At 23.9% G+C, this 26,174-nt stretch carries 42 protein-coding genes; 19 read left to right on the plus strand and 23 right to left on the minus strand.

The window, feature by feature from the left end; all coding sequences use genetic code 4:
* Window positions 1-77: 77 nt before the first annotated feature.
* The 3 genes from secG (at window position 78) to smpB (ending at window position 3,014) form a co-directional block, all read left to right on the plus strand.
* A complete protein-coding gene (secG, locus tag ACZ91P_RS00410) occupies window positions 78-374 on the plus strand; it encodes a preprotein translocase subunit SecG (protein ID WP_465157497.1) in 297 nt (98 codons plus the stop codon).
* Window positions 375-451: 77 nt separating this feature from the next.
* Window positions 452-2,569 carry a ribonuclease R gene (gene rnr / locus ACZ91P_RS00415; RefSeq protein WP_465157498.1) on the plus strand — a complete coding sequence of 706 codons (2,118 nt, stop codon included), beginning with the start codon at window positions 452-454 and terminating at the stop codon, window positions 2,567-2,569.
* A gap of 13 nt (window positions 2,570-2,582) precedes the next feature.
* Window positions 2,583-3,014, plus strand: coding sequence for an SsrA-binding protein SmpB (smpB, locus tag ACZ91P_RS00420; RefSeq protein WP_465157499.1), 432 nt, complete (start codon window positions 2,583-2,585; stop codon window positions 3,012-3,014).
* 285 nt (window positions 3,015-3,299) lie between these two features.
* Here the strand turns inward: smpB and ACZ91P_RS00425 are convergent, their stop codons facing one another.
* On the minus strand, window positions 3,300-3,422 hold the full coding sequence (locus ACZ91P_RS00425) for a hypothetical protein (protein WP_465157500.1): 123 nt from the start codon (window positions 3,420-3,422) through the stop codon (window positions 3,300-3,302).
* Window positions 3,423-3,526: 104 nt separating this feature from the next.
* On the opposite strand from ACZ91P_RS00425, the gene ACZ91P_RS00430 reads away from it, so the two are divergent.
* The 12 genes from ACZ91P_RS00430 to ACZ91P_RS00485 all read left to right on the plus strand — a co-directional run bounded on the left by ACZ91P_RS00430 (window position 3,527) and on the right by ACZ91P_RS00485 (window position 7,667).
* On the plus strand, window positions 3,527-3,751 hold the full coding sequence (locus tag ACZ91P_RS00430; RefSeq protein WP_465157501.1) for a hypothetical protein: 225 nt from the start codon (window positions 3,527-3,529) through the stop codon (window positions 3,749-3,751).
* A 533-nt stretch (window positions 3,752-4,284) separates the two neighbouring features.
* The gene (locus tag ACZ91P_RS00435) at window positions 4,285-4,569 is read left to right on the plus strand and encodes a hypothetical protein (protein ID WP_465157502.1); all 285 of its coding nucleotides are present in this window, start codon (window positions 4,285-4,287) and stop codon (window positions 4,567-4,569) included.
* 9 nt (window positions 4,570-4,578) lie between these two features.
* The gene (locus tag ACZ91P_RS00440) at window positions 4,579-4,713 is read left to right on the plus strand and encodes a hypothetical protein (RefSeq protein ID WP_465157503.1); all 135 of its coding nucleotides are present in this window, start codon (window positions 4,579-4,581) and stop codon (window positions 4,711-4,713) included.
* Entirely contained in the window at window positions 4,697-4,855 is a 159-nt protein-coding gene (locus tag ACZ91P_RS00445; RefSeq protein WP_158613866.1) for a hypothetical protein, read from the plus strand. The genes ACZ91P_RS00440 and ACZ91P_RS00445 overlap by 17 nt, the downstream gene beginning before the upstream one ends.
* A gap of 205 nt (window positions 4,856-5,060) precedes the next feature.
* Window positions 5,061-5,207, plus strand: a complete 147-nt coding sequence (locus ACZ91P_RS00450) for a hypothetical protein (protein WP_465157504.1) — start codon at window positions 5,061-5,063, stop codon at window positions 5,205-5,207.
* A 16-nt stretch (window positions 5,208-5,223) separates the two neighbouring features.
* Entirely contained in the window at window positions 5,224-5,361 is a 138-nt protein-coding gene (locus ACZ91P_RS00455; protein ID WP_465157505.1) for a hypothetical protein, read from the plus strand.
* A gap of 512 nt (window positions 5,362-5,873) precedes the next feature.
* Window positions 5,874-6,122 (plus strand): hypothetical protein, encoded by a 249-nt coding sequence (locus ACZ91P_RS00460; RefSeq protein ID WP_465157506.1) that lies wholly within the window; start codon window positions 5,874-5,876, stop codon window positions 6,120-6,122.
* 145 nt (window positions 6,123-6,267) lie between these two features.
* On the plus strand, window positions 6,268-6,528 hold the full coding sequence (locus ACZ91P_RS00465) for a recombinase RecT (RefSeq protein ID WP_465157507.1): 261 nt from the start codon (window positions 6,268-6,270) through the stop codon (window positions 6,526-6,528).
* A 25-nt stretch (window positions 6,529-6,553) separates the two neighbouring features.
* Window positions 6,554-6,832 carry a recombinase RecT gene (locus ACZ91P_RS00470; RefSeq protein WP_465158939.1) on the plus strand — a complete coding sequence of 93 codons (279 nt, stop codon included), beginning with the start codon at window positions 6,554-6,556 and terminating at the stop codon, window positions 6,830-6,832.
* Window positions 6,819-6,965 carry a recombinase RecT gene (locus tag ACZ91P_RS00475; RefSeq protein ID WP_465157508.1) on the plus strand — a complete coding sequence of 49 codons (147 nt, stop codon included), beginning with the start codon at window positions 6,819-6,821 and terminating at the stop codon, window positions 6,963-6,965. Before ACZ91P_RS00470 ends, ACZ91P_RS00475 begins: the two co-directional genes overlap by 14 nt.
* A gap of 213 nt (window positions 6,966-7,178) precedes the next feature.
* Window positions 7,179-7,349, plus strand: coding sequence for a hypothetical protein (locus ACZ91P_RS00480; protein ID WP_465157509.1), 171 nt, complete (start codon window positions 7,179-7,181; stop codon window positions 7,347-7,349).
* A gap of 84 nt (window positions 7,350-7,433) precedes the next feature.
* Window positions 7,434-7,667: a hypothetical protein gene (locus ACZ91P_RS00485; protein WP_465157510.1), complete on the plus strand. Its 234-nt coding sequence runs from the start codon at window positions 7,434-7,436 to the stop codon at window positions 7,665-7,667.
* A 206-nt stretch (window positions 7,668-7,873) separates the two neighbouring features.
* Here the strand turns inward: ACZ91P_RS00485 and ACZ91P_RS00490 are convergent, their stop codons facing one another.
* The 7 genes from ACZ91P_RS00490 to ACZ91P_RS00520 all read right to left on the minus strand — a co-directional run bounded on the left by ACZ91P_RS00490 (window position 7,874) and on the right by ACZ91P_RS00520 (window position 13,548).
* Window positions 7,874-8,164 carry a hypothetical protein gene (locus ACZ91P_RS00490; protein ID WP_465157511.1) on the minus strand — a complete coding sequence of 97 codons (291 nt, stop codon included), beginning with the start codon at window positions 8,162-8,164 and terminating at the stop codon, window positions 7,874-7,876.
* A gap of 117 nt (window positions 8,165-8,281) precedes the next feature.
* The gene (locus ACZ91P_RS00495; RefSeq protein WP_465157512.1) at window positions 8,282-8,914 is read right to left on the minus strand and encodes a hypothetical protein; all 633 of its coding nucleotides are present in this window, start codon (window positions 8,912-8,914) and stop codon (window positions 8,282-8,284) included.
* Window positions 8,915-9,303: 389 nt separating this feature from the next.
* Window positions 9,304-10,167 (minus strand): hypothetical protein, encoded by an 864-nt coding sequence (locus ACZ91P_RS00500; protein WP_465157513.1) that lies wholly within the window; start codon window positions 10,165-10,167, stop codon window positions 9,304-9,306.
* Window positions 10,157-11,095, minus strand: a complete 939-nt coding sequence (locus ACZ91P_RS00505; RefSeq protein ID WP_465157514.1) for a hypothetical protein — start codon at window positions 11,093-11,095, stop codon at window positions 10,157-10,159. Before ACZ91P_RS00505 ends, ACZ91P_RS00500 begins: the two co-directional genes overlap by 11 nt.
* Window positions 11,096-11,101: 6 nt before the next feature.
* Window positions 11,102-12,205 carry a hypothetical protein gene (locus ACZ91P_RS00510; protein WP_465157515.1) on the minus strand — a complete coding sequence of 368 codons (1,104 nt, stop codon included), beginning with the start codon at window positions 12,203-12,205 and terminating at the stop codon, window positions 11,102-11,104.
* Window positions 12,206-12,222: 17 nt separating this feature from the next.
* Window positions 12,223-12,600, minus strand: a complete 378-nt coding sequence (locus ACZ91P_RS00515; RefSeq protein WP_465157516.1) for a hypothetical protein — start codon at window positions 12,598-12,600, stop codon at window positions 12,223-12,225.
* A gap of 219 nt (window positions 12,601-12,819) precedes the next feature.
* Entirely contained in the window at window positions 12,820-13,548 is a 729-nt protein-coding gene (locus ACZ91P_RS00520; RefSeq protein WP_465157517.1) for an integrase core domain-containing protein, read from the minus strand.
* Between the two features lie 508 nt (window positions 13,549-14,056).
* Between ACZ91P_RS00520 and ACZ91P_RS00525 the strand changes: the two genes are divergently transcribed.
* Window positions 14,057-14,410 carry a hypothetical protein gene (locus ACZ91P_RS00525; RefSeq protein WP_465157518.1) on the plus strand — a complete coding sequence of 118 codons (354 nt, stop codon included), beginning with the start codon at window positions 14,057-14,059 and terminating at the stop codon, window positions 14,408-14,410.
* A gap of 4 nt (window positions 14,411-14,414) precedes the next feature.
* The gene (locus ACZ91P_RS00530; protein ID WP_465157519.1) at window positions 14,415-14,957 is read left to right on the plus strand and encodes a lipoprotein; all 543 of its coding nucleotides are present in this window, start codon (window positions 14,415-14,417) and stop codon (window positions 14,955-14,957) included.
* Between the two features lie 29 nt (window positions 14,958-14,986).
* Here the strand turns inward: ACZ91P_RS00530 and ACZ91P_RS00535 are convergent, their stop codons facing one another.
* The 15 genes from ACZ91P_RS00535 to ACZ91P_RS00605 form a co-directional block, all read right to left on the minus strand.
* Complete coding sequence (locus ACZ91P_RS00535) at window positions 14,987-16,063, minus strand: hypothetical protein (RefSeq protein WP_465157520.1); 1,077 nt, start codon at window positions 16,061-16,063, stop codon at window positions 14,987-14,989.
* A 174-nt stretch (window positions 16,064-16,237) separates the two neighbouring features.
* Window positions 16,238-17,188, minus strand: coding sequence for a hypothetical protein (locus tag ACZ91P_RS00540; protein ID WP_465157522.1), 951 nt, complete (start codon window positions 17,186-17,188; stop codon window positions 16,238-16,240).
* Entirely contained in the window at window positions 17,188-18,441 is a 1,254-nt protein-coding gene (locus ACZ91P_RS00545; RefSeq protein ID WP_465157524.1) for a hypothetical protein, read from the minus strand. Before ACZ91P_RS00545 ends, ACZ91P_RS00540 begins: the two co-directional genes overlap by 1 nt.
* A 13-nt stretch (window positions 18,442-18,454) precedes the next feature.
* A complete protein-coding gene (locus ACZ91P_RS00550) occupies window positions 18,455-18,676 on the minus strand; it encodes a hypothetical protein (RefSeq protein WP_465157526.1) in 222 nt (73 codons plus the stop codon).
* 61 nt (window positions 18,677-18,737) lie between these two features.
* Window positions 18,738-19,319 carry a hypothetical protein gene (locus ACZ91P_RS00555; protein ID WP_465157527.1) on the minus strand — a complete coding sequence of 194 codons (582 nt, stop codon included), beginning with the start codon at window positions 19,317-19,319 and terminating at the stop codon, window positions 18,738-18,740.
* Window positions 19,265-19,666: a hypothetical protein gene (locus ACZ91P_RS00560; protein WP_465157528.1), complete on the minus strand. Its 402-nt coding sequence runs from the start codon at window positions 19,664-19,666 to the stop codon at window positions 19,265-19,267. The genes ACZ91P_RS00555 and ACZ91P_RS00560 overlap by 55 nt, the downstream gene beginning before the upstream one ends.
* 12 nt (window positions 19,667-19,678) lie before the next feature.
* Window positions 19,679-19,990 (minus strand): hypothetical protein, encoded by a 312-nt coding sequence (locus ACZ91P_RS00565; RefSeq protein WP_465157530.1) that lies wholly within the window; start codon window positions 19,988-19,990, stop codon window positions 19,679-19,681.
* Window positions 19,991-20,182: 192 nt separating this feature from the next.
* A complete protein-coding gene (locus ACZ91P_RS00570) occupies window positions 20,183-20,584 on the minus strand; it encodes a hypothetical protein (RefSeq protein WP_465157531.1) in 402 nt (133 codons plus the stop codon).
* Entirely contained in the window at window positions 20,566-20,964 is a 399-nt protein-coding gene (locus tag ACZ91P_RS00575) for a hypothetical protein (RefSeq protein ID WP_465157532.1), read from the minus strand. The genes ACZ91P_RS00570 and ACZ91P_RS00575 overlap by 19 nt, the downstream gene beginning before the upstream one ends.
* Before the next feature lie 344 nt (window positions 20,965-21,308).
* Window positions 21,309-22,340 (minus strand): hypothetical protein, encoded by a 1,032-nt coding sequence (locus ACZ91P_RS00580; protein WP_465157533.1) that lies wholly within the window; start codon window positions 22,338-22,340, stop codon window positions 21,309-21,311.
* A 213-nt stretch (window positions 22,341-22,553) separates the two neighbouring features.
* Window positions 22,554-23,003, minus strand: coding sequence for a hypothetical protein (locus tag ACZ91P_RS00585; protein ID WP_465157534.1), 450 nt, complete (start codon window positions 23,001-23,003; stop codon window positions 22,554-22,556).
* Window positions 23,004-23,149: 146 nt separating this feature from the next.
* Window positions 23,150-23,413 (minus strand): hypothetical protein, encoded by a 264-nt coding sequence (locus ACZ91P_RS00590; RefSeq protein WP_465157535.1) that lies wholly within the window; start codon window positions 23,411-23,413, stop codon window positions 23,150-23,152.
* Window positions 23,413-23,694: a hypothetical protein gene (locus ACZ91P_RS00595; protein WP_465157536.1), complete on the minus strand. Its 282-nt coding sequence runs from the start codon at window positions 23,692-23,694 to the stop codon at window positions 23,413-23,415. Before ACZ91P_RS00595 ends, ACZ91P_RS00590 begins: the two co-directional genes overlap by 1 nt.
* Complete coding sequence (locus tag ACZ91P_RS00600) at window positions 23,672-24,166, minus strand: hypothetical protein (protein WP_465157537.1); 495 nt, start codon at window positions 24,164-24,166, stop codon at window positions 23,672-23,674. The genes ACZ91P_RS00595 and ACZ91P_RS00600 overlap by 23 nt, the downstream gene beginning before the upstream one ends.
* Window positions 24,167-24,231: 65 nt before the next feature.
* Window positions 24,232-24,405 (minus strand): hypothetical protein, encoded by a 174-nt coding sequence (locus tag ACZ91P_RS00605; protein WP_465157538.1) that lies wholly within the window; start codon window positions 24,403-24,405, stop codon window positions 24,232-24,234.
* An 844-nt stretch (window positions 24,406-25,249) separates the two neighbouring features.
* On the opposite strand from ACZ91P_RS00605, the gene ACZ91P_RS00610 reads away from it, so the two are divergent.
* Together ACZ91P_RS00610 and ACZ91P_RS00615 are read left to right on the plus strand one after the other, a co-directional pair.
* Complete coding sequence (locus ACZ91P_RS00610; protein WP_338990102.1) at window positions 25,250-25,393, plus strand: hypothetical protein; 144 nt, start codon at window positions 25,250-25,252, stop codon at window positions 25,391-25,393.
* A gap of 210 nt (window positions 25,394-25,603) precedes the next feature.
* Window positions 25,604-25,855: an NYN domain-containing protein gene (locus tag ACZ91P_RS00615; protein ID WP_465157539.1), complete on the plus strand. Its 252-nt coding sequence runs from the start codon at window positions 25,604-25,606 to the stop codon at window positions 25,853-25,855.
* Window positions 25,856-26,174: the final 319 nt, after the last annotated feature.

Raw genomic sequence — 26,174 nt, forward strand, 5'->3', positions numbered from 1 at the left:
ATTTAAGATACAATAATTTTAGTAATTTTATAGTATTATTAATAAGAATATAATTTAATTTAGAGAGGGATGTTTTAATGAACCTATCAAGTATGATGTTTTTAGCAATTGAACCACAAGTAGTCAATACAATTATTTATGTTTTTGAAATAATTGCTTTAATTGTATCAATTATTATGATTATTATTGGCTTATTACAAAACAAAAAAGCACAAACAGGGTTAAGTGCTTTAAATGGTGGTAATGATGAATTATTTGCTAATAGTAAAGAACGTGGGTTAGATCGAACATTATCTATTTTTATGTTAGCATTTGGTTCAACATTATTAATTATTACATTATTGATAAATTTATTAACAAAAGTTCTATTGTAATAATTAAATCTTTAAAAATATCATTAATTGAAAAGAGATTTAAAAATGTCTCTTTTTTCATTTAGGGGGAAAGGTATATGCATGATCGAATTGTAGCTATTTTAAAAAAACAAACAAAACCAATTGATACGATTGAATTAGCACAGTTATTAGATATTAATAAAATTAATGATAATAAAATGATGTTAAAAGTTTTGCTTGAATTAGAAAATGATAATATTATTGGGGTCACACAACAACATCGGTTCTATTATTTTGATCCAAAAATTTATTTACGAGGAGTTATTAGCATTAATAAAAAAGGTTTTGGTTTTATTAAAATTAGTGAAAACCAAGAAGAATACTATGTTAAACAAGATGATTTAAATAATGCCTTAGACCAAGATCAAGTTTTGTTTATTTTAAAAAAACAAAAAAATGATAATAATTCTAAAAAAGCAGAAGCACAAGTAATTAAAGTTTTGAAGCGAAATAATGAATATGTAGTTGGAGTTATTAAAAAGAATCGTCATCAACAAAAATATTTAGAAATTTTAAATAATAAATTAACGCAATATCATGCTGAAATTATTAATTTAGCTGATGCAATTGAAAATACAATTGTAAAGGGAATCATTACAAATATTAATAGTAAAAACAATTTAATACAAGTTAAAATCATTGAGATTATTGGTAATACTAATCAAGTCGGTGTTGATGTTTTGGCTATTTTACATGAATTTAATATTCGTACTAAATTTAATGAAGAAACATTAAATGAAGCCAATCAAATTAAACAAGATGTTGATGTTGCAAGAATGTTAGCAGATAAATCACGCCGTGATTTACAAGCAGAAATGTTTGCTACAATTGATGGGAATGATTCAAAAGATTTTGATGATGCTATTTTAGTTAAAAAAAATCAAAATGGTAATTATTTATTATTGGTTGCGATTGCTGATGTTGCACATTATGTTCCACAGAATAGTTATCTTGATAAAGAAGCTTTTGACCGAAGGTGTTCAGTTTATTTAATTGACCGGGTTGTTCCAATGTTACCGGGAAAATTAAGTAATGGGATTTGTTCGTTAAATCCTTTTGAATCACGATTAACATTAATTTGTGAAATGGAAATTAATAAGCAGGGACATGTTGTTAATTCTAGTATTTATGAAGCTGTCATTATTTCAAAAGCGCAATTAACTTATGATGAAGTTAATAAGTTATTCTGCCAAGAAAAAAATCAAATCTCAGGTGAAATTGCTCAAATGTTGCTTTTAGCGCAACAGTTATATCAAATTTTAGTTTTAAAAAAAGAACATGATGGTGTTGTTGATTTTGATTTAGATGAACCAAAGTTTATTGTTGATAAAAATGGTAAGATTAAAGATATTGTTGTGCGAGAGCGTGCTGATGCAGAAAAATTGATTGAGAGTTTTATGATTCGCGCTAATGAAACGGTAGCCGAAACAATTTATTGAATGGATTTGCCATTTGTTTATCGTGTGAATGATAAGCCAAAACCAAAAAAATTGTTTGATTTGTATACGCAATTATCTTATTTAGGTTTAAATATTAAAGGTAAGTTAGAAAATATTCATTCTAAAGATTTACAGAAAATTTTAAATAAGTTAAAGGATAAGGAAAATTTTAAAGTTATTTCAGCTTTAATATTACGAAGTATGGAAAAAGCTAAATATAGTGCTATTAATGATGGCCATTTTGGACTGGCATCTTGATGTTATACGCACTTTACTTCACCAATTCGGCGTTATCCCGATTTAGTTGTTCATCGTTTATTAAAAGAATATTTATTTCAAGGAAAAGTTAAAATTACTGATTTAAAACAAACGCGAACTTTTGTTAGTCATGCTAGTCAACAGTCATCCCTTGCAGAATTACGGGCAATGGAATGTGAACGAGAAGTTGACAAAATGAAAGAAGCTGAATATATGGAAGATAAAATTGGCTATGAATATGATGGCATTATTGCAGGAGTTACTTCGTTTGGAATTTTCGTTGAATTACCAAATACAATTGAAGGATTGGTTCATATTACTGATTTAAAAAATGACTATTACGTTTTTGATGAAAAAAGTTTAAAATTAATTGGAGAACGGAAACGAAAAGAATATTTTTTAGGGAAAAAAGTACGAATTAGAGTAAAGAAAGCAAGTAAAAAATTACGGCAAATTGATTTTGAACTAGTTGATTAAGGAGTTGATATTAATGTTGACAATTACAGTTAATAAAAAAGCACGGTATAATTATGAAATTATTGAAACCTATGAAGCTGGTATTGTTTTGACAGGCAGTGAGATTAAGTCAATTCGTAATAATGATGTATCAATTAATGAGGCCTTTGTTATTATTCAAAAAAATGAGGCCTTTGTTATCAATATGATAATTGCTCAATATAAATTTTCAACATCATATATATCAGATGCTGATCGGACTAGAAAATTACTTTTGCATAAAAAAGAAATTAAAAAAATTTTGCAACGAATTAAATTAGAACGTTTAACATTAGTACCATTAAAGTTATATCTTAAAAATAATTATGCTAAATTAGAAATTGCTTTAGTTCGTGGGAAGAAGAATTATGATAAACGAGAAACAATTAAGCAACGCGATAATGAGCGTTTACGTCGGAAATATTAATTTTTAAAAAGTTAATTTTAGAAATTTTATTTTTCTGATATTAAATATGTTAAAATTAATAAAAAGTAGGTAGTATTCATTATTCTTAGGTTTTTAATAAAATTAAGTAATTAGAAACAAATTAAGTTTCACTTATGACTAAATGATAACAAAATTTATAAAAAATTCAACTTTTTTTAAAAAATATAATTTTTAGTTGAAAAAATAATTTATAAAATTATAAATTTTGACATACTAAAAAATACTTTTTAAAGTTATTGCTAATTTTAAAAGGTTTTTTATTTTTTATAAAGATAAAAATTGATTTTGAAATTGATTTAAATTAAATATATTAAATTCAATCTTTTCTTTATTTTTATTAGTTTTATCAACTTTCTCATCATTAATTTGATTATTAAGTTTTAACATAGAAGCAATTAACATATTGTATAGTGTAAACCAATTAGAACAAAACAACTCTTATTAAAGGGTTGTTTTTTTATTTGAAATAAAACAACTCCTAAAAGTAGGTAATGATAATTAAGCAACAAAAAATATGTGATGTTAATGATTGTTATAAAGTAATATCATTCATTACCGAAGAATTTTTATCAAATAAAGTTTTATGAACTTGTGAAAAATATAAAGATTTATTGAATAAAGTAAAAGATAAAACACAAAAGCGGTTTTATAAACGTTTAGAAAATTCAAAAATTATCTTTGATTGAGAAACTGGGTTTTTAAAACTTAAATTTTAGAAAACAACTTAATGCAGAGTGGGACGGTTATTTTAAATAACTAAGTGCTTCCATAAGAACATGAGTTTATACTCATTCTCACAGCCAGCCGAGGCGAGTACTGAAACAGTGTATGAGGAAATATGTAAATCGACGCTGGTTCATTAGAACTAAGCGATAGTCGTGATGTGTCCAAGGCTAACATTAAACGACAATAAATATTGAGATGGTGACACAAACAATTAAATTTGCGTTTAGCATTCGGTCCTTTGCATGGGTGCGAGTAAATTTAATTTCAAAAACTGAGCGTCAAATCCCAGAGCGAAAGCACAAATGGGCACGGATAAAGGAAGACATATATATGTCTGGCGTCAATATTTAAAAAACAACTGTGTATTATTAAATATTCAAATAATTAACATACCGCCCCCGCTCACCCCCCAGTGAAGCGGATGGCGTAGTAAATAAATAGATAAATACTTATATAACTAATTCTCGCTTGGCACTTTCACTTGAGAGTGAGTGCCAGCGAGTTAAAACTAGAAGGAATTATAATGACAGAATATAAAAGTAAATATATTAATAAAACTTGGAATGAAATAACAACATCATTTGATTGAGTTAATTGTCAGCCTATTAATTGTCATATTTCACATCATAAAAATCATTATGATTTGCAATGTTTAGAATGAGCCAAAATGTACTTAAATTTATTTAAAAATAGATGAGATGTTATTGTTTCTTATATGCAACATTACAAAATTAACGATATTTTAGATTTAGTATCAGATGGTTGAAGAATATTACAAATTGACCCAAAAATTAAAGGAGTAATTTAGGAGGTTTATATGAAAAAGTTAAATAAAAAACCTTGAAAGTTTTTAAGTAAAAAGAAATTACATAAGAAAAAAATTGAGCGTGCTAATGAAAGAACAAGAATAGAAAATAGTAAGGAATTAAATAAATATGAAAAAGTTAAATAAAACTTGTCTTAAACAAAGATATTGAGGTTATTGTTCAAAATGCGATCAAAAAAATAAATTACAAGAATTAATGCTTAAAAGTTATCCAGTATCATTTGAAGATATGACTGATGAGCATTGAGCATTAGGAAAACAAAATTAGGAGAAACTAACCTATGAAATGTTAAAAAATTAATTGTAATAATAAAAATGCTTATTTTGGAAATAATTATATTGAAAAAATTGGTGATAAATTAGAGTGAAATTTAGGTTATAAAAAAGAAATTATATTATGTGAATAACATTGATTAAAAATTTATCAATTAGAAAATTTAATTGTAAATAAAAAGAATTCAGAGGAATAAATTATGACTAAAAGATACTTATTAATTATTAAAAATGAATATTTAACTACATATTCATTTTCTACTTTTGAAGAAGCAAAAATAACTGCTAAAAATGAAAAGTATTATCCAACAGTAATTATTGATTTAGAAAATGAAAATATTAAATAAAAAGGATGTGAATAATATGTGAAAAGATGAAGATGGTAAGGTTTATACCGAAGAAGATTTATTTAATGAAGCATTAGAAGAATGTCATTCAGAAGAAAGTGCTTATGAATATATTGATACTTTAATTGAAGAAAAGAATTTGAAGGAACTTTAAAATGACTATAACAGAATCAATTAAATTTGACAAACTAAAAGAAGAAAATAAAACACTTAAAAAAACTTGCTGAAAAAGAAAAAAAAATTGATCAACAACAATTATATAAAGAAGATTTTTATAAAAATCCATATTCAACAGGTTCTATCGATTGAATATTAGTTGACAGTTCAAAATATGACAAATTACTTAGTAAGGAGGATAAATAATGAGTGATATTGTAAAAAATGCAGTAAATAATATTACATTTCCATTTTATATAAAAGGTTCTGATTTTAAAGAATTAAGTTTAAAAGCATTAACAAACAATTAAAAAATGAATTGATTAAAATGGACAAGAATTAGCAGAATTTATATATCGACAACAAGCTTGATTAATAAATGGAGAATATAAATCACAATCATTAAAAGATTTAAAATTAGTAGTTTCAAAAATTGATTATATTTTTAGAGAACCATTAGAATTAATAAAAAATTTTAAAGATGAATTAAATTTTATTAGAAAAGATATTTTGAATTTAGAAAATAATATTAAAAGTAATCATGATTCTTTTAAAAATAGTGTTATTAATATTCAATTTCAAAAACAAAATGAAATTATTGAAAATCATAAAAAAGAACAATTTTTAGAAATTAAAAGTGTAGCAAAACAAGTGCAAGAATTAAAAATTATTACTAGTAATTTTCGTAAAGAAAAATTATTAGTTAAAGATATTGAAATAATTGGAATTGATGATGATTTTGTAGAAAATGCTAATTAATATGAATTAAAACAACTAATTAAATATTTAATTGTTGATGAAAAGTTAGTTAAAAACATAATTAAAGCACAATGAGATATAAATACAGAAAATAAAGTAATTGGTATTAAAGGAATAAATATTCAAATTAAAGGAGTGAAATAAAATGGCAAATATAGTAGAATTTTTAAGAACAGATGTAGCAAATGATTGAATTAAAAGTAAATTTTCAAATGAAAATGAAATTGTAAGATTTAAAAGTAATTTGATAGCAATAACAAATAGTAATGAATTGTTACAAAAAGCAGATCCAAAAACAATTATGACTGCTTGTTATCAAGGAGTATTATTAAACTTACCGATGGAAAAACAATTTGGATATGCTTATGTAGTTCCATATAATACTAAAATAACAAGAATTAATTAATGGTCGCGAAATACAAGAATGAGTTATTCAATCACAATTTCAAATAGGTTATAAAGGTTATATTCAATTAGCCCAAAGAAGCGGTCAATATTTAGATATGTCAGTATCTGATGTCAAAGATGGTGAATTAATAAATTATGATCGTTTAAAAGGAACTAGTTTTAATTGAATACAAAATGAAGATGAACGAGAAAAATTATCAATTATAGATTATACAGCATATTTTAAAATGGTTAATGGTTTTGAAAAAAACTTTATATATGACAAGAGAACAAATGGAAAATCATTTTATGAAATATTCTAAAACTTATGCTAAAAATAAAAAGTTTATGATTGCTACTTTTGATGAAATGGCATTAAAAACAGTATTAAAATCATTATTAAGAAAATGTGATATTATGTCAGTTGAATTACAACAAGCATATAAATCAGATTAAGCAGTTATTACAACTAATGATTAAAAGATTTATATTGATAATGATAGTAATATCGTTAAAAATCAGGGGCATATGAGCCATGAACCATTATCAAATAATATAAATATTTACCCCATGTAATGATGAAATAGCGTACACAAACGATAATGTAGTTAAAGAAGAAGATATCTCTAATGTAGTACCAGCAATTAACAATGATGAGGATGTATACGCATGATAAAAATAGGTATTGAGCCTTCTAAATATGGTACTATGGCTATTGTTGTTTTTAAAAATAATATCTTATTAGATAAACAAGAGTTTATAAATAAAGATTGAAAAAAACATTCTAAATTTATTATAAATTATTTAAAAAATGAAAAACCATTTGGGAAAATATTATAAAATAATCATAAACTAGAATATTTAGTTTTTATAGAAAATTGTTTATATACAAATGCCAATGGCTCAAAAGATAAAGATGATTTATTGAAATTATTAGGTTCGTTAGAAACACAAGGATATATTGCTAATGTTTCACCACGCCATACTAAATCAGTTGTTAAAAATAAAGAAAATGAAAGTAAGTATTATGAAAATAAAATTTATTGGGGAATTGATAGTAATTTAACTTATCAATATGGTAAAGGTTGAAAATATAATAATGACAAAATTAGTAATCATTTACGAGATGCCATTATTATTGCTAATTATAAGGGTTAATATTATGAAACATTCATTTAATCAAAAAACAGGAAAATATTATTCTAAATTAATTCGTAATATTAATATTTACTTAAATGAAAACCAATAAAAAGTTTGAAATGAATTTAATGACTTTACTTATTCACAACGAATTGAACATCTTATTAATTTTTATATAAAACACAATAAAGAAAAATAAAAAATAACCAATTAAGGTTATTTTTTTAAATACTATTTGTTAGTTGTCTAATAGCATCTTTTTGCTCTTGTTTTTTGTTGTTTACTTTAACTTGCTTTTTAACATTTTTAATTTGACCTGTTTTTAATGCTAATTCTGTTGCATATTCAGATCCTCGTAAATGTTTTTCATGAGAAATAACAGCAGTTCTTAATTCTCTAATTTCTGCTTTATATTTTTTAATTTTTTTAGCAGATAATCCTAGAATACCAAGACTACCCATTCCGCCCGCACCCGCTAACACAAGTAAAGTAATCATTAATGTATCATTTAACATTTTTTAATTCCTTTCTTATCCCTACTCAAACAGTGGCCATCTATCCTTTCAGAACAAAATAATTTATAAATTAAACTATATAACCACCCAAAAATATCAACCACCCCTATATATAGTCTATTTTAAATTTAATTCTTTGTTATTTTCTTCTTGTTTTTGTTTTTTAATATTTTCATTTTGTATATTTTTTAATTTTTCTTCTGTTATGCCATCTAAATCATTTCATTGTTTTGCTATTCGCGGTTGAATGACACGCGGATTAATACGGCAGTTCAAACAATGTCGTAAATGGTCTTTTTTTCATTTTGATTTATCAATTCAAATTATAATTAAAGAAATTATTAAAGTAATTAAAGGTAATATTGTAAATACTAATCCTACTTTAGATATTTTTAATCGTGGGATATCAATTTTCATATCAACTTTTGGTTTACTACTAGCAACAAATATACCTTGAATTCCGTGTGTAAATAAAGGTGTTATCAAAATAGCAATTCCATTACCTCAATATTGTCCATAATTATATCAATTAATTTCATCTTTAATGCCATTAATCATCCCATATTCTAATCAACAATTAATTAATAAAAATAATATTGTATAAAAACCAACAACTCAACTACGAATTTTATATTTTCTTTCTCATTCTCTAATATCTTTATGAATTCAATTATAAGTTGGAATAGGGTCTTTTTTAAATCAATTTCAAGGTAAGGCACCCTTTAATCAAGTCGTTTTATCTTGTTTCATTAATTAAACTCCTTTCTAACTTACTTTTTTTCTTTCAACATGTAATGCCATTAATTTATTTTCAGAACTTATTTCGCCATTTTTTTAAGTTTTATACTATTAAAGGCAGCAAATAAATTAAATTCATAATGATTTTTATATGTTTCAAACATAATATTAATAATATCTCCGTCATTTTGATTAACACCAATTCATAGTTTATATATATATTTTGTAGAATCATAATTTCTAATTTGATATTTTTTGTCAGAAAAAGATACAAAATCACTAGTATTAACAACTTCTCAATCATTGCCACCACTAATATGTATATCACCACTACCTAATAATGAATTACCATTAATAGTTTTAATATTTGTACCACTTATTAATTTATCTTGTTTATTTGTTTAAAAATTAACAATGGAATTTGCATCATAATAATTATTTTTTAAATCTTTTGATGTTTTTACAATATATTTACCATCAACTTTTTCAATATAATCTTTATTTAAATCACTATCTTTAATAACATCTGATGGAATTTCACCACCTTGTTTTGATTTTCAAACACCATTTTCTTCATAAATAGTATCATTATCAAATGGAACAATAATTTTAATATATTCGTTATAATCAATTTTAGAAAAGTCATTAATAGTGGGATAACTTACATTTATAGAGTTATCTGTTTGTAATCGTTCTTTTAATCAAAATAATAATGTTGGATAAAAAGTTTTTTTACTAATATGTTTATATTCTTCTCATGAATGAGCATAATTATCTAAATTATAATTATAAGGTCTAGATACTGTTTTACTAGATATAATATCAATTATTTCACCCACTAATTTTAAAGCATTTTTAACATCACGAGTAATATTTTCATTTGCTTCAGGGTCATTAGTTTGTGAATAAGCAACACCACCTTGTGAAAATGAAGCACTACCAGTTAAATCATTAACTCCTTTGGGTAAATATCAATTTATAACTGCTAATAAACAAGCAGATTGAATATAACTTAATCATTTATCATATTCAATTAAACCAGTATTATCTTTTTTTACTCATGGAAATAAATTGTTTTTATTGATTTTATCTGAAATTGTTCCACCTGATAATCTATCCATTCATAAACTAGTTTTTAAAATAGCATTATAAATTAAATTATCATTATAAGCAGATTGTTTTCTATCATTAATAGGTTGTCAAAGTTTACTTTCTTTAACATCTTCAACTGTTATAAATAACAAATTATTTAAATTATTTTTCATATAAAACACCTCTTAATTGATTACGATATTTATTTTTTAAATTACTTGGCTTATAACTATTAACTCTTGCTTTTGCTTTCTTAATTTTTTTAATAGTTTGATTAGTTTTGTAAAACATATTTTTAACTGGTGTTTTATATAAATTCTTAATATTTTTAACATCACTTCGGCGTTCACGATATCATTTTTTATTATTAATTTCACCAGCAAAATTAAAATTAAAATGTCCAATTTTTAAATTATTAATAAACTTTTTAATTTGTTGTAATTTTTGAACTGTTGGTAATGTTAATTTAGTAGTTCCTTTGGGATATTTTTCTTTTAATGCTTGTGGTAATCGTTTTTTAATATAATCTCTTAAATGACTAGGTAATCATTTTCTTAATCAATAACACCAAAATAAAGTACCTGCATTAGATACAGCATTACTTAATAATTTTCATATTTCAACTGGAACACTAGGATAAACATATGGACCATAAAATTTCGGATGTTTTGCTGTTTTTGTATATATTAAAATAGTTAAATTACCTGTTAAAGTTAACTTATTTGTAATATTAAACATACCACTATCAAGTCAACTACTATTTAAAGGTTGTCAATTAGTATTTAAATAATTTTCATTTTTAAATTGTTCTCTATTTTGAATATTATTATCTTTTTCTAATTGACTTAATATTTGTTGTATTTCTTTTTTATGACCTTTTTTAATTAAATCTACATAAGTAAATGGATTTAATCACCGATAAATATCTTCAACTTTATTTGTAATTTTATTATATTTATCAGTAATATAATTAATTGGCTTTAATACTTTATTTTGAATTTGATTAACTCTATTAATTAAATTTACAAATTTACTTATTAAAGGTTTATTTTCTAAATTAGATACTAATAAAGTTAAAACTCGTAATATTAGTAAATTCATTTTCTATTAACCTTGTGGGTTTGGTTTAGATTCTGATGATAATGGTTGTGGAATTTCATAATCAATTGGTACTCTAAATGTTTTATTTAAGTTTTTATAAGATGCTATTCTTTCTTCAAGTGTTGGTTTTTTTTCTAAAATAATTTTACATGTTTTTGGATATAAAATTGTTGGTGTTGCATATTGCACTTTACCAATTCATTTAGGATTAGCAGTATCATTATCTAAAACTTGTTGAATAGTATCCATATTAATTGGATATGCTCATACTTGTTTATTTAATAATAAACCATTTACATTAGTAAAATTATAATCTTTATCACGGTTAACTTGTCCTTTTGTATATGTTTTTTCTAAATGAAAACTTTTAGATACTGGAATTCCCATTACTGTATTTTCATATAATTCACCATTAACCATTGCTTTTAATTGGGCTTGTGAACCAATTACTTTTAAATAAGCAGGTGTTAATCCTAAATAGGCTCTATGACCTAAAACCATAAACATTTTATTTGTTGGTAAACCAAAATATAAATTACTAATTTGATTTGTTAATTCAATCAAAGTTTCATTTAATGTAAAGAATGCTCTATTTGCATCATCAGCATTATCTGCTGTATAACTACGAAATGGAATTACTTCATATTGACCATCTGCTAAACAATAATCATAAATGGCCTGAATTAATTCACATTCTAAATTAACAAATTTATTCTGTACAACACTAGAAATAGCATCAGCAATAACACCATTTTTAATATTTTGTTTTATTAATGCCAAATCAAATGCTTCATTCATTAATTTTAAATTAAATCTTTTATCAATAGGAACTGGAATTCTTGTTAATCTCATTGTTTGAGTTGTCCCACCATTTGGTAATGAATAATCATTTTGTCATACCACACGATGAGTTAAATTATATAGTGCTTGTCCTGCATTTGGTAATCAAGCAACTTGTTCTGCGGTTGCTGTTGCATACTGCATAATACTTGCATATTCATTATATAAAGGTCCACGCAATAAAGCATTAACCATATCAACATAGACTTTTTGTCCTGTTGTATTACCCTGTAATATAAAAGGTACTTGTGGCAAATTAATTGTTGCCATAATATTTCACTCCCTTATTATCTAAGGTTTTTAAGTGTATAATCAGTTATTTTTTTAATTTCATCAGGAGTATATGCTCCTTTTTCTTTAATAGTTTCAATTTCATCATTCTTATTTTCAGTTGATTTTTCAATTATATCTTTAATAAAATTAGTTGGTGAAACTGCTGGTTGTTCTTGTACAAACAAATCAGGTTTTAATTCTTTTAAAGTTTGCATTTTTTCAGATAAAGAACTACCACTAACTTTTTCTAAATTAGTTTTAATATCTTCAATTTTAGTAGATGGAACATCTTTAAATGCTTTTAATTCATCTAATTCATTAGCAACTTTTAAATAATCTTCTTTTGAAATAGTATCTTTTCGTTTTTGTATACCTTTTAAGGCGGAAAGCATAAACCATAAATTACTTTTTTGTTAAAAGGATAAACCGTTAACATTATTTTACACTATTATTTTAATAATACAACTATTAATATAGAGAAGAAGGAAAATATAACTTAATATATTTTACTACTAATTTAGCCCTTAAAACGCGTAATTAAGAGTATTTTAAAAGATAAATTTATTAAAATAAGCGCTAATTTGTAAGGTACCATATACATTTTAGACCAGTTAGTCTTTTAAAAATTTTAACACAGCTTCGGATGGCGTTAAAAAATTTATGCTTTTATGTCGTCTAACATTGTTGTAATAATCTAAAAAGATAGTAATTAATTTTCGTAATTCATTAATATTTTTAGGATAACGAGGAAGATATTCAAAAAATTTATTTCAGTTTTGATGAAATCTTTCAATTTTCCCATTTGATTGAGGGGAACGAATCGGTGTTGTTTGATGAATAACACCTTTTTGATGCAATACTTTTGTAAACTCACTTTTATGATATTTATACTCTGGATTATAACTATAAACATATTCAGGACCATTATCGGTTCTAATTCTTTTTATTCTAATTTTATTATTTAAAAAATCATCATAAGCTTGATTAAAAATACCAATTGCTGATGACTGTGACTTATTTTCAGATAAATAAGCAAGACCAAAACGTGATTTTTCATCAATAAAATCATACAAATATAAATTACGTTTAAAACCAGTCATATTTGGTGTCAGAATTTTAATATCATGTTGTAAATGTCCTAATTCAGACATTTCATAACGTTTATAAGTCTTAATTTTCTTGTTTTTAGGATAAAAATTATTAAATTCTTTATTCCATTTAATTAAAGTTTTAATGTTATGTTTAATTACTTTCTTTTTATATTTGAAAAACCCAGCTAGTGTTAAATTATAAAACTCATAAATACCAGTTCCATATTTTTGTCGATATTTTTTCATCATTTTTGCAACAGCAATCTTGTAAGTTTTTGAATAATGGTTATTAATATTAATTGGTCTAGTTGTTTTTTTAGCTAAAACAATAAAATTTAATTTTTCTTTAAGACAAAGTTGAATCTTTTTAGCTCAATTATAAAAAGTTTGTTTTGATTTATAAAATAATTTAATTAAATTATTTAATGAGTTTTCGTATAAATAGTATTTTTGACATAAATTAAAATAATTAATGACATTTTGATAAATATAGTTTGTTTGTTTTGAAGGTTCTTCTTGTGAATATCATTTTTTATTTTTCTTTGTAATGAATATAATTCATTTTCATTAGGAATACTTGTTACCATATACTTTTAATCTCCATTCTAATTTAAAGACTAAATTAGTGGTCTAAAATGTATATGGTTTTCACAAAATAAGCGCTAATTTTGCTTGTATATATATATATATATATATATATATAATGCAGGTAGATCTTGAGTAAGGTTTCAAGACTAAAAAAAGGAGAAAAACAAGTATGAAAAAATTATTAAGTTTATTAAGTGTGTTAACAATTAGTGGAACTGCTGTACCAACAACAATTGCAGCTAGTCCTTATAAACAAAAATATCAAGCAGTAATTAAAACTAATGGTTTAAATTTACCAACAGAACAACAAATTAAAGATAAATTGCGTGAAATATACAATATTGATGTAAGTAAAATTAATATTACAAATATTACAGAATCAAGCGCAACATTAAATTCAAATGATAAAACTTTTAATGATAATTATAGAAAACAAATTATATTATTTAGAAAGCATTTAAATATTATGAAAAATACAAAAAGTCTTTATATTCAACGTATCCAATATTTAAATCAACAATAAAACTATGAAAAATATTTTAAGTATTATTGGTGCAATATCATTAGTAGGAACAAGTACAACAAGTTTAGTTGCTTGTAATAAACCACAAGAATATACACCAGAAAAATTGAAAGAACTAAAAGAAAAAAACAATATAAAAACAAAAGATGGTATTTTAGAATTAATAGCACCACAAGAAAAACCATTTAATAGTGTTGATGATAAATGATATTTTGTGATTTGAAGAGGAAATATTAATAATAAGTGAAATATTAATAATTTTTATAATAGTTATGGTGGAAACTATTATGTAGTAGATGAAAAATCTCAAATACAACTTTTATTTAAAAATAATGAATATTTTTTTGGAATAAAAGAATTTTATAATGATAAAAGTAAAAATAAAATTACTATTTCTAAAAATAATGTTTTAAATGTAATAAAAGAATTTGACATTTTTGATATCAATAATAATTATATTAAAAATGTATATCGTTGAAAGTTAGAAAAATCATCATTACCTAATTTAGTTATTGATGAAAATGGTAATACAAAAGTTAATGAGTAGTAAAAGAGTCATTTTAATAAATGACTCTTTTATATTTCTAATGTAATCAATGATAATTTTTCATTGTTTTTATTAAATAATTCTAAATTATTAATATTAATTTGTTCTTTTTCTGTAAAAATTGAAATATCATAATTACCATAACCTCATATTCCAGATAATTCAATTTTATTTAAATTAAATAGTTTTTTATCATAATTTATTTTAATATTATCTTTAAAAAATTTATTAGTTGATGCATATTGTGCTCAATTTGCTTTGGAAAATAAAAATATTTCTCAATCCGAAGAATAAATATATTCTAAAACTTCTTCTAATTTGTCATTAGAAACAATTAAATTAGTCAAATATTTACCATATTCTCCATCGGATAATTTAATTTCTGCTGGAATAAGAGAAGGGATGTTGTTTGTTTCTAATTCATTTGTTATTGATAGTCAATTAAAATAATTTGCTTCTAATAAGTAAACAGAATTTACGGAAAGATCATTGTTATTAACATTTAATTCATATGGCTTAGAGTCTTTTCATTTTATTTCTCCACTAGTAAAATCAATTTCAGGTAAGACTGGTTTACCTGTTATTTTTCAACGATATACATTTTTAATATAATTATTATTGATATCAAAAATGTCAAATTCTTTTATTACATTTAAAACATTATTTTTAGAAATAGTAATTTTATTTTTACTTTTATCATTATAAAATTCTTTTATTCCCAAAAAATATTCATTATTTTTTAATAAAAGTTGTATTTGAGATTTTTCATCTACTACATAATAGTTTCCACCATAACTATTATAAAAATTATTAATATTTCACTTATTATTAATATTTCCTCTTCAAATCACAAAATATCATTTATCATCAACACTATTAAATGGTGTTAATTTCACATTTTCTCAGCAATCTTTTAAAGATTTTTCAGCTAAAATATTAAAATATAGTGAATTTAATTTAACTATACAATCTTGAAATATTCAAAAGTTATTTTTGGTTTTATAAGGGATTGAAATTAATTCAAAATAATAAGGAGCAATTAATTTAATATCATCATTATAACCCTTATTAATTGCATATCTGCTATATGTGTAATTTGAAAGCATATAGATAATTTGTTTAAATATTTTGATATCATCTTTATTAATAAATGATGGATTACTTCTTTTTCATTTTTCAAATAAACCATCAATAACATCTTCTGGTTTTTGTCCTTCGAATTTTTGTCGTAATTCAGCCGCTGGATTAATGGGATTTCCTTTTTCATCGTATTTTGCTCCTTAAAATTTATGGTCATAATTATAACGATATGTTAAATAATTTAATAAAACTTTTTCTAAACCATTTTTATTTATCAAATCTAAAATATCTTTTCCTCGAATATAGTTTTTGGCTATACTTCATAGTAAAAAACTTTCAGTAAATCAATACTGAAATATTCTTACATTAGGGTTTGTTTCAATGGGCATTGATAATAAAGGTACTAAACTAGCATTTTCAATATTTGATGATGGATAAGAATAAACACCATTAACATTGCCTCAACACTTAATATTTCCAAATAACATTGATTTAGGGTATTTAATTTCAATCCCAGTAAATACTGTGTCTTCGGATAATGATTTTTGTAATACTAAATGAATACTATTTTGGTTTTTTCATTTAAAATCAGTTATTTTAACTAAATGCATAGATTTAATAATATTAACACCATCGGGTGAATAAGGGCGTTTGTATTCTTCTATGATATAACATTCATTTTTATTGTCTTCGATAATTGGTTCATTAATAGATACTATTTTTAAGTCTAATGTTTCTAAAAATTCTTTGTCTTGTTTTGAAATATCATTAATTAAAATATCTTTTTCATCAATCATGACATAACTAGTACTATTATCTTGGACTGTGGTATTTTGTTGAATTTGTAATTTAAAATTAAAGTCACTAATTTCATAACCAGTTATTTTAATATATTCATCTTTGTCAATAAAACCGATTTTAACACTATTTTGTGAGTAGTTTAAGGTAGGTTTTTGCTTTGTCTTAACAAGATTATTAATTTTATAAATATATAAGGTTCTGGCGCGATCTTCAGTAAATAATTGTTCTAAGTCAGGGTTGCTGTACTGCGATTGAGCAGCAAAATATAACGGAATACTATCGATTGAATAGTCAATTGGTTCATCTTTTTCTGCTAATTGTGCTAACATTTTTTCAGATGGTTTTAGCATTATTTTTGTTCTCCTTTTTCATTGGGCATATTGATAATAGTTTCATTATTTTTTAATTGTCTGTTTAAAGTTGCATTTACTGGTAAGCGAACATCAACAATTAAATTATCAATATTTTTAATATTAAATGTTCTACTATTTAAAATAGCATTATCATATTTAATTAACTTAATAATAAATTCAGTTAATTTAATCTCTCTAATATATATCATTTGTTTGTATGATGCGTTTGTTTGAATATTTACACCCGCAACTTCTGCTTGGGTTTGTTGTGCTCCCTTAGCAATTGCGGGAACATGATGGCGATTTATTTTATAGTAATTAGTTAGTAATCAATCATATATTTTTGTTAATTGTTCACCTTTAAAATTACCCGCAATATAGTCTACTGGTTGAAAATTACTATCAGGGTCTCCTTCAACTAATAACAAGTCATTTTCAATAAATGAAGCCAACATTTTACTAATTTCTTGGTCAACAACACCAGTAACTCCATTAGTATTAATGGTAAATTTACCACTATTTAATAATGGGTCTAACATTATTTTTTCAGCAATAATATCTAAAATACTAGCAAATTGTTTACCATAACGAGCAGAAGGTTCAAAATTAGGGTTATTAGGAATAATTTCAATCGGAATAAAATTAAGTGGCAATATTTCTTCTCTTTGTAATGTTGTATAGTTATTTCATTTAGCATCATCAATATATAAGTCGGTAATAGTACTATATAATCGTGTTTTTAACTTTCTAATAACTTTAACTTGTTTAGTTACAGAATCAAGTTTTAATTTTTCAGAAATAAAAATACTTTGATCATTTTTAAGATAGGGGTCATAATCAAAAGTACAAGATACTAAATTACCTAATTCGTCATATTGGTCATTATAAAAATCAATAGTAATAAAATTAAGTTTTGAATTATTAGCAAAAATAAAATATGCACCTTTACCATTCTTATTAATTTTATATTCGTTATATCAATTCTTATTAGTAAAGTCTTGCATTTTTAAAAAGTTATTAATTAATTTAGTATCTATCTGTTTATTATTAATTGGATTATAAATGCTAATTTCTAAATCGCGTGGATTTAAAAAATTAGCATTATCTTCACAAATTCTTTTTTCTAAAATCTCATTATGTTTTTGAACAGTAACATTTTTACGATTAGTAATCGTTGATGCTAAATTAAGATAATAACTATCAATATCATATTCTTTTTTTAATTTCTTTTTTGCTTGTAATAATCCCATTTATAACACCTCTTTATTTTGTATCTTCTTTTTTAATAACATCTTCAATACTATCTTGTTTTTGTTGTTTGTTATGTGTTTTGATAAATCTAATTGTTTCAATAATCAAAACTATAATTCCAGCTCCGATAAGCATTGCTGAAACAATAATATATGCTGGTCAAGAAATACTTAATATTTTTTCTCCTATAAAACAAATAATAATTCCTGCAATAAAAAAATGATGAAACTCCAAATATTTTCAAAAACATAATTACATCTTTAACTTCTACTTTTGGCATAATAACATCTCCTTTCTAATTTACCTTTTTTCTTTCAATAAACACAAATCCCAAAGGTCTAAATGTTGCTGGACCATTAACTCCAATATTAATCAATCCATCAGGATTAATAGATAATGCTAAACATGCACTATTAACACCTATTTGATCATATATAACACCTATTGTTTGTCTAAAACTATGTCTTGTTTGCAACATCCCTTGACTTTTTGAATCTCCTTTGATATTTTTTCCTGAGGCTCAAATTCTATAAATATAATTTTCTTTATCAAAATTAGGAATATTATATCCTTTTTGACCAACTTTAAAATCATTAGTATCAACAATTTCTCAATCTGGAACTTTTGGTATAATAATTGATTTTTTTAATTCATCTAAAATTTCTTCTTTTATTTTTGCAAGTTTTTCATCTTTAATTTTTTCTATAACAAGTTTATCTAATAAAGCATCAACTTCTAATTGAGTATAATATGCTTCTAAATCAATCATTGTTAAATCAATACCTTCTTCTTGAAAAGTACGAAACATTTTCTTTAAAGTTGTTAAATTAGCCAATGATTTTGCATAGGTAGGCAATAGACCTTGTCATGTTGCCATAGGGTAATTTTATGAAGAATAATTAATATCACCAACACTCATATTTGCCGAAGTAAAAAACTCAATTGGAATACGGTTAAATGTTCAATCGTAATAAACACCATATTAATACAAATTTTCTTTAATAATGGGTCTTTAAATGTTTCAAATTTTAGCTTTGAAAATGGATAGTTTAAGTAAGAATTAATCATATTTTGGGCTCTTAAAGCAAATGTTTTAAATCATAATTCTACATCACCTTTAAAGAACTTATTATAACGAACTGGAACTTTTGTAATTTTACCTGTTATTGGAATAAAATTATTATAATTTTTCAAAGTAACATTTTGTCATAATTCATTTAACATTTAATCATCTCCTTATCATTTACTTTTTTTAGAATATATTTTCTTTAATATAAATTTTTTACTATTTAGTAATGTTTTTGTTTTAATTTTTTTGTTTAAATCTTGTTTTGTTCTGAGTTGTTTATATGCTTGAAATACTAGTCCATTACCCAATAAACTAGTAATTGCACTATCTTCTAGCGTATTTAACAATTTATCTTTATTAAAGTTATTTTTAAATTGTTCTTGCATTTTTAATATCTTAGCAAATGTCCGATATATTTTAAAACTATCTTTTACTACTTGCTGATAAGCAAGTGGGGCAAAAGAAACTAAATTAAACAAACTTGTTTTTTTAAAATCCCCAACCAATAAACCACTCACTGTTCATATAGAATTTAAACGGTTCAGGAGCCAAAACAAACTGTTCTGCTTTGATTAAAGTTGTCATAATGACAATAGGGACATATTTAGGATTTTTATAATATATTGTTAAAGCAACTTCACCCGCAATTGATAAAGGAACAATTTTAACTGCTAAAAAAACATCAGAACCATAAGCAAAAGGTAATAATTGACCTTTTTAATAGCCTTAGTTTCAAATTTAGATAATATTTTTTTAGTTTTATCAGTAATTTTACTAATTACTTTTTGTTTAATAGTAATTATTTGTTTTTCAATTGGGGCTAATAATTTTTTAGTTACTTTTTGAATATAAAAATTTGGGTTTAAATGATTTAAAATTTTATTTAATTTAATTGGTGTTTGATGAAAAATATTTAATAATTTATTATTATATATTTTACTGCTCCTCATTAAATTAGCATTTAATAGTAGATTTTTACCAACACCTTTTTTATGAAGATTAGTCATAATGTTATATCACTCATTAGTATTAATTTTACTTATTTTATCAATATTTAATCCATATTCAGACAATCATTTATTAGCATTTTTTCATTCACGCGTGGTATTTTTTGAACTAATGTAGGACTTATTTTTTGAATATTTTTTTCAATTTTTAATAAATTATTAATTGTTTCTAAATTAGAAACTTTAAAACCTTTATAAAAATCATTTCGGGCTAATTTTCCAATTGTATATAATAAAGTTTCATTATTAGCCTGCTTTGTAAAATCAAATATTAATTTAGAAGATAAAATCTTTTTACCTGTAACTTGCCTTACAACATCTTCTAAATTATTAGCAGTTATTACACCTAATTTTTCAAGTAGTTTAGTTTCTTTTGCTAATTTTAAAATTCTAGTTGTTCGAACAGCACGCGTTAATTTACCAATTCCACCAATTGCTGGTAACAAATTTAAGGCGGTACTTTTTGCTGTTACTTCTGATGTTAATTTATCATATATTTGATTTACGGCAAAATCGGTTGCTGCTTTTACTCCAAACGAGATAAATGCTGCGGCAAAATTAGATAATCCCGCACCAAGACCAACAGCCGAAGCAATACCACCAGTTAAAACTGATAAACCAAGAGCTAAAACTTAAATTCCTAAAAATTCTAATAACTCTAAACCAAAATTTTTTTCTTGTTGTTGGATTGACAATCTAGTTGGATTTTTTTAACAGCATAAATAAGGGCTGTTTTAGATGTTCCAATTGGCATATATATTAAACGAAAAAGTACTATTTTTTAGTACTATTAAGAATTTTTAATTTTAACATCAATCGGATTTATTTGACCAGTAGTGTTGTTTTTATCTTCAATTTGGACAAAAACCTTGGTATCATTTGTAATATTTATTGGTCAATCAACACCAGCACTTTCAATAAAGTAATCAAAATCACTTTCAGTTAAAGAACTATTAACTGCTTTTACTGCTTTTAAAACAACATCTTTAAATTGTGGTTTTAACTGTTTGGCTGTTGCTTTTGTTGGGTCTGCAACATAAATAGTTGGTTTATCTAATTTATTAATTTTATTAATATCAATTTTTGAAACAATATGTTTAATAATTCCTTTTGGTTCAACCACTGCTCCACCTAAATATAAAACTCTTTCCATAATCAAAGTATTACCCATTCCAGTACCTAACGCAGCAGCACCAACTCTTAACGGAGTATGATCTTTTTTTGTGTAAAATAGAGGGTCATATTTTTTGCTAAACTTAAAGGCAATTGCATTAACACCATCTGGTAATAATTCAATTGTTCCTTCTGAACCATCTTTATTAATAATTGGTAATTTTTTAGGAACCATATAGTATGTTGTTCCTTCAACAGTTTTCATTGCTCCACTTGTTGTGATTACACTATTTATTTGGTCGTTTGCTCCAAGTTGTAACTGTAATTTATTACGAATTCCACGAATAAAATCAGCCGAACCTAAAACAATTGTTTCTGATGGAGTAAAGCCGTTTTCATATATTTTATCCATAATTTTATCATGAATTTGTAAAGCATTTGTATTATCTGCTTTTTTGCCTTGAATAGTTGTAACTGTTCCTTTATTAATAATTTCTAAAATTTTATTGCGTTTATAATCAACCTCAGTATCCATTGCTTGCTCAATATCGGCAGCCCAAAGATTAGAATTAAAATCATTTTCTACAGGGTCTAATTTACGAGCAAAAGTTAAAATTGTATCTAATTCAACAACTCAATCTTCAAATTCTACTGTTGAATATTTTAGAAGATTATCATCGGTATTAAATACTTGTCCATCTTTTCTCAAACCTTCATTATATTTAATATTTTTCTTTCTTTTATATGTTAAACCAAATTTATTTGCTTCTTTTCACGCAAATAAAGTTTCTCAACTAAATTTTTGTTGATAAGTTTGTAAATATCATTGTTCAAATGTTTCTCGGTCTCTTTGTGTTGTTTAATTAGCAATATCGCAAAAAATTATTTTTGGATCCATATTTTTATTCCTTCTTTCTATTTATTAAATACATTCTCTGTATCTAAAATATTGTTTTCTTTGTTTACTACTTTGGTACGCCCCAGTATTAACTGTTTGTACCTTAATTAATTCATCATAAACACTTTGCAATTGTGTTTTAATGATTTCAATATCATCAGTAATATCATAAGATTTTAATAAAACATTTTTAAAATCTTCATTATCAGTTGAAGAATTAATAAAATCAATTACTTCAATTTGTTTTAGTTGAATTGTTTGTTGTTCAATTTGTGAAGTTAACTCAGTATTTTTTGCTTGTAGTTCGTTGATTTGCTGATTATTATTTTCTAAATTACTTGAATTAAATTCTTCAACTTCAGCAGTATTTTTTAAAATAATTTCAGCAGTTTTAATATCTAAACTACCATCTTCATTTTTAATAGGTTCATTATTTTCATTTATAAGAACATATTTTACATTTTTTAATGCCATTGTTTTTCCTCCTATTTTTTAATATTTGTATTTGTTCTTTTTCTAATCGCTTTTTGTATAATTTTAAAACTATCTACTCTAAAAGACAAAAAATAGCGTTTAGTTTTTATATTTAACTGATTAAATACTGAGCCTTTAATTTTTATCTAATCATCTTTTTTTAATTTCAAAAACTCATTTAAAACAGATGGATTATATATTGAAAATGTTGAGTAATTTAATCCTTCTCACTGACATTTAGCCGAACAAGCATCAACTTCAAGACCACCAGCAACAAGAGTCTTAATTTTTGTTTTAATAGGATTTTCATGTAATCTAACAGTTAATTCTAACTTATTAACTTTTTTATTTTTTATTTTAGGTTTATTAATTATTGATTTTTTAGGTAAATTACTTTTTGTTTGAGACATTATTTAACATCCTTATTAGATAATTTGTCATATTTTGAACTGTCAACTAATATTCAATCGATAGAACCTGTTAAATATGGATTTTTGTAAAAATCTTCTTTATATAATTGTTGTTGTTTTAATTCTTTAATTTTACTACCTAAATTTTGATTAAAATTATGTGCCATATCTATTTGTTGTTTAAAACTATTTATTTCTTGTTCTTTTTCAGCAAGTTCTTTTTTAAGTGTTTCATTTTCTTCTTTAAGTTTGTTAAATTTAATTGATTCTGTTATTGTCATTATTTATCACTTCCTTTTTTAAAAAATATTGTAAATGTTTTCAAGCATCTAATTCGTGCTCTGTCATTTTAATATTTCCTTTATAAATATAATTTTTCTTAACAACTGCTGATTGTAAAACATAATTTAAATTAAATAGATATTTGCATAAAACTTTTAAACCACCAATGAATTTAGGAGTAGATAATGGATTTTTTATTTTTAAACCTTTGTGAAGTTGAAAATCTTCAATTATTACAATAACTTTATTTAAATAAGAACAAATTTTATTTTTAAACTCATTTAATATTAAATACATATTATTTATTGCTTCTTCTTCTTTTTTGGAATTAAAAGTAATATTATTAATTATTTTATTTTGTAAAACATTATAAATAATAATACCAGTTTGACCAATTCCAGCAGGGTCAATTGCAATAATATATTTTAATTTATCTGGTTTATTTTTTTGTCAATTTGTAATATTTTTCATCCATCGGATGCTAAATCTAAAATATCGTTAATTTTGTAATGTTGCATATAAGAAGCAATAATATCTTACTTGTTTTCAAATAAAATTAAGTACATTTTTGCTCATTCTAAACATTGCAAATCATAATGCTTTTTATGATGTGAAATACGACAATTAATAGGTTGACAATTAACTCAATCAAAAGATGTTGTTATTTCATTTCAAGTTTTATTAATATACAAACTTTTATATTCTGTCATTATATATAATCCTTAATTTTTTTATTTGTTGATCAAATTTCATCATTAATATTATTTGCAGTTACTGGATAAGCACATATCATTAATTCTTGTAATTTATTTTAGTATTTAATTACTTCACCGCCCGCTTCACTTTGGGGAGTGAGCGGGGGCGGATAGGATATTTTGATAGAGTTTACCCCCATACGGAAATAAAAAAACAGTTTACCCAGTTATTAATTACGCTTCATCCATCCCTTCACAACTTTATATAAAGAAAATAACCTTTTGGAGTTCCAACCCTCTTGTTTTTTTAGTGTCCGATATTGTTTTTTTTCGATTTAACAGCACTTTTTTATGAAAACAAGCCAAAAAACACATGCTCTGACATTTCAAAAGTGATTAATCTTGTCGAGAATTAAAGAAATAAATAGGAGAGTAAATCCAATCGCTTTCACACTTTCTTTAAGATTTCGTGCCATAGATGAGTTATCCATCTTTAAGCATCAAAATATTAAGTTTTAGTATTGCATTATTCATCAGATAGTACCTTTATTAAAAATGATATTATTAGTTGTTAAACCGAAAAAATATAATAAATCACAGAAAGGAAATTATAAAAATTAACTAGTTTGTAGGGCAAAATAGGTTAATTTTTAATTTTAAAGATACTATCTGATGAATAATGCAAATAAAAAAATCCTTCTAATAAGCGATTACTTTAATTTGTATTTAATTATTTTATTTATAATTTTTATAAAACCTAAGATTTTTTCCGACTACCAAAAAGTATGACATTGCTATTTGTTAATTAGTAATAATAATTTATTAAATAATATTTTATATAAGAAGGAGTTTTAAAATTATGAATCCTAAACAACACCCACAAGGTTGCTATGCTTGTAATTGTTCTTGCTTAGGAACTGATGGTGAATTTTGTACCAACTGTTCTAATTGCAGTTCTAAGGATAATCATACACAAAAGAAAATAGGAAAACCTTGAAGTTAGAAAAAGCAAATAAATAAACTTTTTAATTTATAATATTATTTTATACTTTATAAGTATTAAAAATTAACTAGGATGATTGAAAATTCCATAATAAAGGTGAATATCTTGTATGGAAATAACTAATAAAACAATAGTTTTAATGATTTTATTGTTGAGACTACATATTCAAGTCGTAAAAATACGGTTGATATTATAATTGCTTTGGATGTAATGGAATGATTAAGAAAAGATTATGTTGATTGTTTTTGTTTGGCAACTAATGATTTAGATTTTGCTCCAATTGTAAGAAGAATTAAACAGAAAAATAAAACAGTTATTGGTGCAGGAAATTTAGAAAAATCTCAAGAATATAAAAAACTTTATTATAGATTTATAAGTGTTGATAAAATTTTAAATGCTAAAAAATTAATGAAAAAAAACCTCAAGAAAATAAAAAAGAAAGTAGTGCTAAAAATAATGTAAATAAAACAATAGTAGAAGGTAAAAAAAGAATTAATTGAGGTAGTAAATTCAATAATTAAAGAAAATGATAAAAATAATGATGGGTTTACTCAGTTTTCTATAATTATTGAAAATTTACTTCGAAAAATTCCAGATTTTAATCCCAAAAATTATGGGGCACAAAATAATAAATCTTCATTATTTTTTAAAAACAATTTTGAAGACAGTTATGATTTTAAAGAAAAGGAAGAAATTTTATATATAAAATTAAAACAAAAGAAGAAATAATTATAATAAATATGATTAATAATAAGGAAATATATTATTTTTTAGTTAATAT

This window comes from Spiroplasma endosymbiont of Halictus nicosiae (genome assembly GCF_978018445.1).